At 34.0% G+C, this 12,365-nt stretch carries 12 protein-coding genes; 2 read left to right on the forward strand and 10 right to left on the reverse strand.

Annotation, left to right across the window (positions count from 1 at the left end):
* Positions 1–9: 9 nt before the first annotated feature.
* Positions 10–1,296 carry an aminodeoxychorismate synthase component I gene (pabB, locus tag ACMDB5_RS12755; protein ID WP_413998642.1) on the reverse strand — a complete coding sequence of 429 codons (1,287 nt, stop codon included), beginning with the start codon at positions 1,294–1,296 and terminating at the stop codon, positions 10–12.
* A gap of 360 nt (positions 1,297–1,656) precedes the next feature.
* Between pabB and ACMDB5_RS12760 the strand changes: the two genes are divergently transcribed.
* The gene (locus tag ACMDB5_RS12760; protein WP_413998643.1) at positions 1,657–2,037 is read left to right on the forward strand and encodes a DoxX family membrane protein; all 381 of its coding nucleotides are present in this window, start codon (positions 1,657–1,659) and stop codon (positions 2,035–2,037) included.
* A gap of 101 nt (positions 2,038–2,138) precedes the next feature.
* On the opposite strand, the gene lpdA is transcribed toward ACMDB5_RS12760, so the two are convergent.
* Both lpdA and ACMDB5_RS12770 read right to left on the reverse strand, forming a co-directional pair.
* Positions 2,139–3,542, reverse strand: coding sequence for a dihydrolipoyl dehydrogenase (lpdA, locus tag ACMDB5_RS12765; RefSeq protein ID WP_413998644.1), 1,404 nt, complete (start codon positions 3,540–3,542; stop codon positions 2,139–2,141).
* A gap of 134 nt (positions 3,543–3,676) precedes the next feature.
* Positions 3,677–4,135 carry an Lrp/AsnC family transcriptional regulator gene (locus tag ACMDB5_RS12770; RefSeq protein WP_413998645.1) on the reverse strand — a complete coding sequence of 153 codons (459 nt, stop codon included), beginning with the start codon at positions 4,133–4,135 and terminating at the stop codon, positions 3,677–3,679.
* Positions 4,136–4,331: 196 nt separating this feature from the next.
* Here ACMDB5_RS12770 and ACMDB5_RS12775 point away from each other — a divergent pair, with 196 nt between their 5' ends.
* Positions 4,332–5,531 (forward strand): aminotransferase class I/II-fold pyridoxal phosphate-dependent enzyme, encoded by a 1,200-nt coding sequence (locus ACMDB5_RS12775; RefSeq protein WP_413998646.1) that lies wholly within the window; start codon positions 4,332–4,334, stop codon positions 5,529–5,531.
* A gap of 68 nt (positions 5,532–5,599) precedes the next feature.
* Here the strand turns inward: ACMDB5_RS12775 and ACMDB5_RS12780 are convergent, their stop codons facing one another.
* The 7 genes from ACMDB5_RS12780 to ACMDB5_RS12810 form a co-directional block, all read right to left on the reverse strand.
* Positions 5,600–6,028: a protease complex subunit PrcB family protein gene (locus ACMDB5_RS12780; protein WP_413998647.1), complete on the reverse strand. Its 429-nt coding sequence runs from the start codon at positions 6,026–6,028 to the stop codon at positions 5,600–5,602.
* 30 nt (positions 6,029–6,058) lie between these two features.
* Positions 6,059–7,222: an N-acetyl-alpha-D-glucosaminyl L-malate synthase BshA gene (gene bshA, locus ACMDB5_RS12785; RefSeq protein WP_413998648.1), complete on the reverse strand. Its 1,164-nt coding sequence runs from the start codon at positions 7,220–7,222 to the stop codon at positions 6,059–6,061.
* Positions 7,223–7,378: 156 nt separating this feature from the next.
* Positions 7,379–7,861 (reverse strand): ABC transporter ATPase, encoded by a 483-nt coding sequence (locus ACMDB5_RS12790; RefSeq protein ID WP_413998649.1) that lies wholly within the window; start codon positions 7,859–7,861, stop codon positions 7,379–7,381.
* Between the two features lie 59 nt (positions 7,862–7,920).
* The gene (locus tag ACMDB5_RS12795; RefSeq protein ID WP_413998650.1) at positions 7,921–8,712 is read right to left on the reverse strand and encodes a (Fe-S)-binding protein; all 792 of its coding nucleotides are present in this window, start codon (positions 8,710–8,712) and stop codon (positions 7,921–7,923) included.
* Positions 8,713–8,818: 106 nt separating this feature from the next.
* Positions 8,819–10,153 (reverse strand): 4Fe-4S dicluster domain-containing protein, encoded by a 1,335-nt coding sequence (locus ACMDB5_RS12800; RefSeq protein WP_413998651.1) that lies wholly within the window; start codon positions 10,151–10,153, stop codon positions 8,819–8,821.
* Between the two features lie 5 nt (positions 10,154–10,158).
* Positions 10,159–11,124 (reverse strand): MlaD family protein, encoded by a 966-nt coding sequence (locus ACMDB5_RS12805; RefSeq protein WP_413998652.1) that lies wholly within the window; start codon positions 11,122–11,124, stop codon positions 10,159–10,161.
* Between the two features lie 44 nt (positions 11,125–11,168).
* Complete coding sequence (locus ACMDB5_RS12810; protein ID WP_413998653.1) at positions 11,169–12,338, reverse strand: N-acetylmuramoyl-L-alanine amidase family protein; 1,170 nt, start codon at positions 12,336–12,338, stop codon at positions 11,169–11,171.
* Positions 12,339–12,365 lie beyond the last annotated feature (27 nt).

Here is a 12,365-nt window from a genome sequence, read left to right on the forward strand (position 1 = left end):
GAATACTAATTATTGCAAAACTTCTCGCATTGCTTTTGCCTTAAGCAAACACTCTTCATATTCCTTTTCGGGTATGGATTGCGAAGTAATGGCACTTCCAACAGAAAAAGAAACGTACTTCTTTTCTTGATTGTATAAAATACTGCGAATAACCACATTGAAATCAAAATCACCATTTGGCGTAAAATAGCCTACTGTTCCGCTGTACAAGCCGCGTTTTGTTTCTTCTAAATCTTCTATAATTTTCATTGCCGAAATTTTTGGCGCTCCAGTCATACTTCCCATAGGAAAAGTGGCTTTAATGGCATCAATGACATTGCATTGGGGATCCAATTTTGCAGTAATGGTCGAAATCATTTGGTGTACTTGCATAAACGAATAAATACCGCATAATTCAGCCACTTCAACTGATCCTTTTTGCGCTATTCGGGATAAATCATTGCGAACCAAATCAGTAATCATAATGTTTTCGGCGCGTTCTTTTGGGTCTAATGCTAATTGATCGCTCGATTTTCTATCTTCAACAGGATCCAAAAAACGCTTAGAAGTTCCTTTAATGGGTTGTGAAATAAGTATTTCTCCATCTTTTTTCAAATAGCGTTCCGGCGTAGCTGAAAGTAAAAAATGCTTATTATTTTTCAAAAAAACAGCAAACGGAGGCTCCGAAATTTCGTTTAGCTTATAAAACTTCTCGAAAGGATCAATATTTGTATTTTCTATAAAAAATTCCATACAAAAATTAGCTTCATAAATATCTCCCTGATGAATATGGGCAAGCATTTTTGAAACTTTTTCAAGATAACTTTCTTCAGAAATCCGTTGTTGGATTGTCAAACTTTTATCAGCTTTAACTTTCAACTTCGTGCTATTTCTTATTTCTTCAAAATCTTCCTCCAATTCATCATCACACATCAAAAGATATTGAATTTCGAGTTGATTTCCTTTTAACAAAAATATTTTTTTGGGTTGAAAGAAAAATAGATCCGGAAAATTCAATCCATCAAAATTATTGGATTTCAATTCTTCGACATCATTTTTTAAATCATAGGATAAATAACCAAAAAGCCAATCTTTAGTCGTTTGTTGGTATTGTTTCAAGTCCTCAAAGGCATTGTAATAATCCGTTTGTATAGCTGTAAAAGCATCTACAGCCAGAATACAATCGTAACTGGAATACTCTTGCGGATAATCATTGCTATCCAAAAAAACAACTTCCCGGAATTGTTGTGACCAAAATAAAAGTTGTTGTTTAAACAATTTTGAATCGGGAATAGACTTATAAATTGAAGTTCTCAAAAAATATGTTTTTTAAAATTCAAAATTACGATAAAAAAATTCCAGAAATATTCGATTATCAGAAAATCAGTTTGTTTATTTTGTAAATTTACATCAATATGTTGATTTTAAAAACCTTAAATAATCACATATCAGGGCTTTTAAAGTTTTCGTGAATTTGACCGCTAAAAAACTCTAGAAGTCAAAACAAATTACAGGAAAGCCTATGGATTGATTTTTACCACTCTACAAGATTGAAACTAAAATATGCAGGCATAATTTTACTGATTAAGACGAACCACAGTGGAAGTATTTTATAAAGAGAAATACAATATTCCACAATAGTAGATTTTACTCATTCAACCGCTAAACCTAAATATTATGAAAATCGCAGCAATCATTATTCGAACCATACTTGGACTTTTATTTCTCTATACTTCTATTAGCTATTTTTTTAACCTTTCTCCTGAACCAGCCTCCGAGGGAGAATTCAAAGCATTTCAAGTCGGTCTAGTAGCATCAACTTACTTAATGCCATTAGCAAAAACTGTTGAATTATTATGCGGATTGTCATTTGTTACCGGTAAATATATGACATTAGCCAATTTGGTAATTTTTCCGGTTACTATAAACATTTTATTAATTAATTATTTCTTGACACCGGACAATTTACCTATTGCTATTTTTGTTTTTGTAGGTAACATTTTTCTAATTTTCACTCATTGGAAAAACTATAGAGGCCTTTTCATTGCGGATAATTGATAAGCACACAAGCATCGAAATAGTATAAAATATATTGATACAACAAAGAAACCCGCTCATTTGAACGGGTTTCTTTGTTATAAATACGAATGTCTTATTGACTATACGTGTAATGCTCTATTGTCAGTAGCTGCTAATGCCGCTTCTTTTATCGCTTCTGCAAATGTTGGGTGTGCATGACTCATTCTTGAAATGTCTTCAGCAGATGCTTTAAATTCCATTGCAGTCACCGCTTCGGCGATCAAATCAGCAGTTCTAGCTCCAATCATATGAACTCCAAGAACTTCATCTGTTTTTGCATCGGCAAGAATTTTAACAAATCCATCTAAATCACCACTAGCTCTAGCACGACCTAATGCTTTGAAAGGGAAACTTCCTGATTTAAATTCAACTCCAGAAGCTTTTAACTGCTCTTCTGTTTGTCCTACTGCAGCCACTTCTGGCCAAGTATAAACAACACCAGGAATCAAGTTGTAATCAATATGTGGTTTTTGTCCCGCTAAGATTTCAGCAACCATAGTTCCTTCTTCTTCCGCTTTGTGCGCTAACATTGCTCCACGAACCACATCTCCAATAGCATAAATATTAGAAGCCGAAGTTTGTAAATGATCGTTTACTTCTACTTGTCCTCTGTCAGAAATTTTAACTCCCGCTTTATCTGCATTCAATCCATCCGTATATGGACGACGACCTACAGAAACCAAAGCGTAATCTCCTTCTAGAGTAATTGTTTGTCCTTTTGCATTTTCAGCCTGAACTGTAACTGCTTCTCCATTTCTTTCAACAGACTGTACCTTATGTGAAACATAAAATTTCATTCCTTGTTTCTTCAATACTTTAGTCAATTCTTTAGACAATGAACTGTCCATTCCTGGAATAATTCGGTCCATGAATTCCACTACAGATACTTGTGCGCCTAAACGCAGGTATACTTGTCCTAACTCGATACCGATAACTCCTCCACCGATGATAACAAGGTGTTTTGGAACTTCTTTTAAAGCTAAAGCTTCTGTAGAAGTAATAATTCTTTCTTTATCAATTTTGATAAATGGCAAAGAAGATGGTTTAGAACCTGTTGCAATGATGATGTTTTTACCCTCAATTGTTTCGGTTGTTCCGTCTTCTTTTGCGATAGCCACATGAGTCGCATCTACAAAAGAACCCAAACCATTAAAAACAGTTATTTTATTTTTATCCATCAAGTAGTTGATTCCACCAGAAGTTTGGTCTACAACTGCTTTTTTACGGGCAATCATTTTCTCCAAGTTTACTTTTACTTCTCCTGAAACCTCGATTCCATGATCTGCAAAATGTTTAATTTCTGCATAATGATGAGAAGATGACAATAATGCTTTAGATGGGATACATCCTACATTAAGGCAAGTTCCTCCAAGAGTTGAATATTTTTCTATAATTGCTGTTTTGAAACCTAGTTGTGCACAACGAATCGCTGATACATATCCTCCAGGGCCAGAACCAATAATGACTACGTCAAATGAACTCATAGTATATTTTTTATGTGACTATTTTTTTTGAAATACAAAATTAAGGAATTAAGTTTTGTTTAATGTTTAAAACAAGAGGTTTTTTGTCACGAGTTATTAAGAAGCCCATAAAGATTTTTTAAAAGCTTTCCTTTTCACACATCAACCACCGTAGTACTTTTTACTTCGCTAATCATAAAGGTACTGTGTGTACTACCTATATGTTGCAAGGTCGTGAGTTTAGTTACTAAAAACTCCCTGTAAGCTTCCATATCTTTTACCACGATTTTCAGAATATAATCATAATCCCCGCTTACATGATAGCATTCTAAAATTTCGTTTAATTTGACTACTTCGCTTTCAAATTTGGTGAGAAACTCTTTAGTATGCTGAATAAGTTTCAGATGACAAAAAACAACAAAGCCTTTCTCAACCTTCGATTTATTTAATAATGCTACATATTTGCCAATAATCCCTTCTCTTTCCAGTTTTTTGATACGCTCATAAACTGCGGTCACCGAAAGATTAAGATTTAAAGACAGCTCTTTAGTGGTCTTTTTACTGTCGGTTTGCAGCAATTTGAGCAATTTTTTGTCAATAGGATCTAAAGTCATCTTGTGTTTTTTTTCGTTAAAGGAATATAATTTAAATAAAAATAGAAAATAAATCTACATTATCAGATATTTTAAGATTAAAAAACCAAGTTTAAGGGGAATTATTGACAATAAAAACCACATAAACGTACTTTACATTAAAATAAATTACATCAATTTAATTCAAAAATAAAATAACTAATCAAAATAAACCAAAATGAAATTCAATCCAGCAGACAACATTCAGGACTTACAGTATTTTGGAGAATTTGGTGGTGTCAATCCATCTATTTCAGATTCTTCTACTTATACTTTCCTTTCAGCAAAAACCATGTTTGACACCTTCGAGGGTAATATGGAGGGTTGCTATTTATATTCCCGACATTCATCACCAAGTAATTTGTATTTAGACAAGGCCTTAGCTGCTATGGAAGGAACAGAAACTGCCAATGTTTCCGCTTCAGGAATGGGAGCAATTACCCCTACTCTACTGCAATTATGCGGAGCCGAGGATCACATCGTTTCCAGCCGAACAATTTACGGAGGAACTTATGCATTTCTTAAAAATTTCGCTCCAAGATTAGGCATAAAAACCACCTTTGTCGATATAACAAAACTAGAAGCTGTTGAGTCGGCTATTACCGCTAAAACCAAAGTTTTATATTGTGAAACTGTAAGCAATCCATTATTAGAAGTAGCCGATATAGCCAGTTTATCAAAAATTGCTAAAAAATACAACTTAAAATTAGTAGTTGACAATACTTTCTCTCCTTTATCAGTAACTCCAATTAAATTAGGAGCCGATGTTGTGATTCACAGTTTGACCAAATACATCAACGGAAGCAGCGATACTGTAGGCGGCGTTACTTGTGCTTCGCAAGAATTCATCAATTCCTTAAAAAATGTGAACAACGGTGCCAGCATGCTTCTTGGTCCTACCATGGACAGCATGCGTTCAGCCAGTGTCATGAAAAACCTGCGTACCTTACACTTAAGAATAAAACAACATAGCCATAATGCCGCATATCTTGCTGAACGTTTTGAGAAAGATGGTTTAAAAACTGTTTACCCTGGTTTGAAAAGTCACCCGAGTCATGAGTTATACTCTTCAATGATAAATCCGGAATATGGTTTTGGAGGAATGATGACATTAGACGTAGGAACTTTGGCGAAAGCCAATGCCTTAATGGAATTGATGCAAGCCCGAAACCTAGGCTATCTTGCAGTAAGTTTGGGTTTTTACAAAACCTTATTTAGCGCTCCCGGAACTTCTACATCAAGTGAAATTCCTTTGGAAGAGCAAGCCGAAATGGGATTAACAGATGGCTTAATTCGTTTTTCAATAGGCTTAGATAATGACATCAAAAGGACCTATGAAATGATGAAAGCTTGCATGATTGAACTTGAAATACTATAAGTATATCAGATTAATTATTGAACGACATAACAAAAAAGATCCAGCTCTATATTCTGAGCTGGATTTTTTTATTTAATAATAATTTCTTTTTTCGAATTTATTTTAACAACAGAAAACGGGTAAGAAATGCTCTGAGCAACCATCGCATCGGGATCTGGGCTAGTTTCCTTTACTGTAATTACAATATTTCTGTCCGTTTCTACTACGCTTTCAACCCCAATAGTATATCCTGATGTCATTTTCTCGCCAAGATTCAAAATAACAAAATTGGATTGTTGAATGTCCGCTGAACTAATTTTGCTTTTTAAATGAGAATCGTTTTGCAACATCATGATTTCATTTGGTTCCGTAAGAATCTCAAAAAAATGAATACTCGCTCCTCCGTCAGATTGTTGTGTCAAAACTTCATACAAAACATTTTCCTTCGAAGTTATTGTTTTACTCGCTCCGCAAGAAACCAAAACTAAAACGACTATTATTGCTGTAAATTTTTTCATATGTTGTTTTTAGATGAATTCAAAAACCGTCTATTTTGGTTTATTCAAAGACTTTCCTTTTTTCGAATATTTTTTGATTGCCTTTTGATATAAATCTACATACTCAGGCAAAATATTTTTAATATCAAATTTCTTAGCAACAGTCAAAGCGTTTTCTTTAAACTTAGAAAGAACAGCATCTTCTTTTAAAATTTTCAAAGCATTTTCGGCCATTTCGTCAATATTTCCAACATCGCTCAAAAATCCTGAAATTCCATCAAAATTCACTTCCGGCAATCCACCAGAATTGCTCGAAATTACAGGAACTCCCCAAGCCATTGCCTCTAAGGCTGCAAGCCCAAAACTTTCAGTTTCCGAAGGCAACAAAAACAAATCGGTATAACTTAAAATCTTATCAATCTCATTACTGTTTCCAAAAAAGATTACTTTGTCCAGAATACCCAATTCCTGACATAAAATTTCGGCTTTTTCTTTTTCAGGTCCATCACCAACCATCATTAATTTGGCAGGGATTTGTTGTTGGATTTTATGGAAAATTTTAATGACATCCGGAATTCGTTTTACAGCCCTAAAATTACTGATATGGGTGATGATTTTCTCATCTTCCTTAGCCATAACGGATCTACGACATGGTATATTAGGATCCAAAATATTTTTATCTAATTCAATAAAATTCGGGATTACGTGAATGTCTCTTTTTATGTTAAACAATTTATAGGTATCGTCTTTCAAACTTTGCGAAACCGAAGTCACCACATCCGATTTATTGATACTGAAACTCACCGCCGGTTTATAAAAAGGATGATTTCCTACCAAAGTGATATCGGTTCCGTGAAGCGTTGTTACCATAGGAATCTCAATTCCTTCATCTTTCAGCATTTGCTTGGCCATATAACCCGCATAAGCGTGAGGAATGGCGTAATGTACATGGAGTATTTCAATTTTATAAAGTTTCACCATATCGACCAATTTACTGGACAAAGCCAATTCATATGGTTGATAATGAAACAATGGGTATTCAGGAACGTTTACTTCATGATAATATACATTTGGACTTAAAAGTGCCAATCGCACGGGTTGGCTATAGGTAATAAAATGAATTTCGTGCCCAAGTCGGGCCAATTCAAGACCTAATTCTGTAGCGACAACGCCACTTCCTCCAAACGTAGGATAACAAACTATTGCAATTTTCATGTGCTTATTTTAGATAGACGAATTTAAGGATTCTCTGTTTATTTATAATGCTTTTTTGAAACTTATATTTTTCAAGAAAAGTACCGAATTATTTAGTTCAAAAAAAAAAGCATAAGAATATGATTTCCTATGCTTTTTATATATTAGAAAGTTTTTTTAGAAAAAACGACTGTGCCAGCTATCGATAGCCGGAACTTCCCAAGATTCATTATATTCCTGGATGTTATTGATCAAATTATTGAAAACGATTGTGTTTTCAGTAACTGCTTTGTCTTTCACCATTTTTTTAAAATCTAGCAATGGTTTATGGGCAATATGTTCCCCTAATTTGAATGTCACATTCATTTTATCCAATAAATCAACCCCATATTTTTGCTCCAGACTTTGTATGAACTCTACAGAAGAATCTATAGAACAACCCGTAGCTGCTTGAACTTCTTGATTTACGGCAATTATGATGAATCGGTTGTACTTTAACTGGAAAGAAGATTCCAAACTTGTACCGTGTGCTGCCCAACCTTCAAGAAAGGATTGCAAAGCGGTTTCGATTTCGGAAAATTCGGCATCCGAAAACTTTCTATTCGATTGATAAATCCAGATTCTGGATTCTTCGGGCAAATTTTCAAATGGAACGTACATAGTATTAAATTGTGAATTGTTAATTATAAATTTTTAAGCAAAGAAGCTATCAGAATCGCTTACAAATCTTGTGCGTTAGCAATCAATTCGGCGATATCCATTACCTTAACTTCGGCTTCTTTTTCTTTGAATTTGATTCCATCAGTCATCATGGTATTACAAAAAGGGCAACCCGCGGCAATTATTTCCGGTTTTGTTTCTAAGGCGTCTTCGGTTCTTAAAACATTGACTTCCTTGTTTCCTGGTTCAGCATCTTTAAACATCTGGGCACCACCGGCACCACAGCAAAGCCCATTGGCTTTAGAACGCTTCATCTCCACTAATTCGGCATCCAATTTAAGAATTAAATCTCTTGGTGCTTCATATACATTATTGGCTCTTCCTAAATAGCAAGGGTCGTGAAAAGTGATTCGTTTGCCTTTGAATTGTCCGCCTTCAATTGTCAGTCTTCCATCATCTAAAAGTGATTTCAAAAATTCAGTATGATGAATTACCTCATATTTCCCACCCAATTCCGGATATTCATTTTTCAAAGTATTGAAACAATGCGGACAAGCGGTAACTATTTTTTTTGCCTCATAAGCATTCAGAACTTCAATATTCATCATGGCTTGCATTTGAAACAAAAACTCATTTCCGGCTCTTTTTGCGGGATCACCAGTACAACTTTCTTCAGCACCAAGTACTGCGAAAGAAACATTAGAACGATTTAGAATTCGCACAAATGCCTTTGTTATTCTTTTTGCTCTATCATCAAAACTTCCAGCACAACCTACCCAAAACAATACTTCAGGCTGTTTTCCTTGAGCTAGCATTTCTGCCATTGTTGGCACTATTAAATTTTCTGACATCTTTTATTTTTTTGTATTTTAAAAGTATTCGATTTTACGAAATACCTAAGAAATATTTTTACTATTATCCTGAAAAATTAAATTCATTAGTTTTCTATTCCAAAAACTAATTCTCGTTTTTCCAATTCAATCGATCTTGTTGATTGTATTGCCATGGTGCACCATTGTTTTCAACATTAGTCATCATCGTATTTAAAGGCATTGGCGCTGCGCTTTGTTCCATAACCAAATAACGACGCATATCCATAATAATCGATAGCGGGCTGATATTAACAGGACATTCCTCTACGCAGGCGTTACATGAAGTACAAGCCCATAATTCTTCTGGTGTAATATAATCATTCAATAATGTCTTATTATCCGGAATAAAAACGCCTTTATTCGCGTCAATATTCTTCCCAACTTCCTCAAGCCTATCTCTGGTATCCATCATAATCTTACGAGGCGATAATTTTTTACCGGTAAGATTTGCAGGACAAGAAGAAGTACATCTTCCACATTCTGTACAAGTATAAGCATTTAAGAGCTGCACCCAATTTAAGTCCTGAACGTCGCTTGCACCAAATTTAGTTGGCACTTCTCCTTCATTTGCGGGAGCTGCAGCAAATGGATCAGCATTAGGATCCATCATCATTTTAACTTCTTTAGTAACTGCTTCTAAATTATCGAACTGACCCAAAGGGTTAAGATTGGCAAAATAGGTATTTGGGAAAGCCAATAGTATGTGCAAGTGTTTTGAGAAATACAAATAATTCATAAAAACAAAAATCCCAACAATATGCAACCACCAAAACGCTTCTGTGAATAACAACACCGATTCATTTGACATCCCATTGAATAAAGGCGCAATAAATTGGCTTACAGGAAAGGAACCCGCTTTTACAAAATGAGAAAAACCTCCCGGAACATTCTGCAAATGCAAGTCGGAAGCATTCATTAATAAAAACAAAGCCATCAAAACCATTTCAAAATAAAGGATGTAATTGGCATCGCTTTTAGGAAATCCGTTTAAATCCGGATTTATAAAACGCTTTAATCGGATTACATTTCGTCTGATCCAAAAAACAGATACAGCAACCAAAACTAATAATGCTAATATTTCAAATGAACCAATCAAGATATCATATCCCAATCCTAAAAAAGAAAATATTCGATGCGTATCAAACAAACCATCAATGATGATTTCTAATAATTCGATATTAATAATAATAAAACCTAAATAGACAATTATATGCAAGACACCAGCAACAGGTCTTTTTACCATTTTTGATTGCCCAAGAGCAATCATGGCCATATTTTTCCATCTCAAACCTGGATTGTCTTTTCTGTCAACGGCAATCCCAAGATTTATGTTTCGGTGTATTTTTTTTATATTACTAAAAAAATAACCAAATCCAATAACTAATAAAATGGCAAATAATATGTTGTCTAAATAGCTCATGAAAATTATTTTTTATCGCTTAAAATAGTATCGTTAACAGCTGCTTTATAAGGTTTGTTTTTCTTTCCAAAAAGAGAAACATTCACATATCGCGTAGGATAAAGTCTCACGTCTTGCAGTAATAACTCCAATTCTTTTGAAGTTTTAGCTAAATTAGTGTACAAAGCATCATCATTCAACATTTTCCCCATTGTACCTTTTCCGGATTCTAAACCACTCATAATACCATTAACTTTGGCTAATGTTTGGTTTAAATCTTTAACCGTTTTTCCTAAATCGGCTTTATTTAAAGAGTCCGATATTTTAGAAAAATTAGAAGATATCTTATTAAAGTTAGAAACGGCTCCTTTAATTTGACCTTTGTTGTCGTCTAAGATCGTGTTCATACTTAATGAAGCCTTGTGGAATTGCTCCATTGTTTTGCTTAACTCAGCCAAACTAATCCTTAAATCCTGTTGTGCTTTCTTATCTAATACATTGTTAAGCCCCGTTAGTAAACTATCGGCATTAACCATTATTTTTTCGAGTTTCTCTTGAATAGGAACTAATTTATCTCCTACGTTTTGAGTAAGTCCCGATTTAACACTTCCTTTTAATCGATCACCATTTACTGCGATTGACTTGTCAGCAAAATTAGGAATAATCGCAATTTGCTTTCCTCCTATAAAACCAGGCTCATAAATAGATGCAATACTGGTTTTTGAAATAGGAAAATCACTCTTAATTTGTAATTCTACCAATAACTTCCCTGTATTTTCATTTATCGTAATACTAGTTACCTTTCCTATTGCCAATCCATTTAGGGTAATAGGAGCCGATGCGGCTAGACCTTCCACTGTTTCGTATTCAACATACAATGTTTTATAACTACTAAAAAGGTCCTTTCCTTTTAAGAAACTGTATCCCCAAATAAATAATAGTATCGACGCAATTACTAAAATTGCTGTTTTAATCTCTCTTGTTAATTTCAAAATCTAAGTATTTTGGACAAATTTAATATAATAATTTGAACTTGTTATAATTTAATCGCTTCTTGAACGCTGATTTTTAATCCGTTTTTAAAGGCTATCAGATAGGCCGACGAGAAACCTTTGGATTTTGCAACCTCTAAATTCTGTTTGGCCTCTTTGTAATCTGAAGTAGAACCGTATACATATTTATAAAAACCATTATCTTCATTTAACAAGGAAACATTCGTTAATCCTTTAAAATTAGCTGGCTTTAATTCTAGCATTCTTTTTCCCGATGCAATTTGAACCTTAAAGACTACCTCCGAGTTTGCGGCATTTATTTCTTCTTTTTGTGCAATTCGTTTTTTTACAGTCGCTTCCTCTTTTTCCTCTTTCTTAGAAGTAAAAGTATCTTTAATCTTATTCGCTTGCCCATTCTTAGCAACCGGGATGTTCGATGCAGTTCCAAAATATTCTTTCTTATAACTAATAATAGCATCAGCAATAGCTTCTGCCATTTTTTCCTGACCAAATTCGGAATTCAAATAAAGACCTTCTTCTTTATTTGACAAAAAACCCAATTCAATTAATACACTTGGCATATAAGAAGCATCCAAAACCCATAAAGGTATTTGTTTAATTCCTCTAGATTTTCGATGCAATTTATTGGAGAAATTATTTTCTATTTTTGAAGCCAAACGAATACTTCTTTCCAAATATTCCTCTTGCAGCATTTTTAATCCTATCAAGGTTTCTGGCTTATTAGGATCAAAACCTTTGTAGGTTTCTTTATAATCTTTTTCTAATAAAATTACGGAGTTTTCTCTTTTGGCAATTTCAAAATTAGTGCTCGAGCGCGCTAAACCCATCACATAAGTTTCAGTACCATAAGGAACCGGATTTTTAACCGAATTGCAATGGATGGAAACAAATAAGTTTGCATTAATATCGTTTCCCGTTTTTGGTCTTTCGCTTAAACCTATAAAAACATCTTTTTTTCGGGTATAAACCACTTTTATTTGAGGATCTTTTTCGAGGTAACGCTCTACTTTTAAGGTGGTTTTAAGCGCTATTTCTTTCTCAACAAAACCGTGATAAGAATTCCCAGGGTCTTTTCCCCCATGACCTGCATCTAAAATAACGACAAATTTATTATTGGATTGAGAAAAAACATTTAAAGAAAAAATCAGCAAAGTAACTGCCAATCTCGTTTTAACCCCTGATACTATTTTCAAAATTTAGTTTTTTTATTACAAATTTAA

The sequence above is a fragment of the Flavobacterium sp. W1B genome (genome assembly GCF_047344965.1).
In the GTDB taxonomy this organism is placed as follows: Bacteria; Bacteroidota; Bacteroidia; order Flavobacteriales; family Flavobacteriaceae; genus Flavobacterium.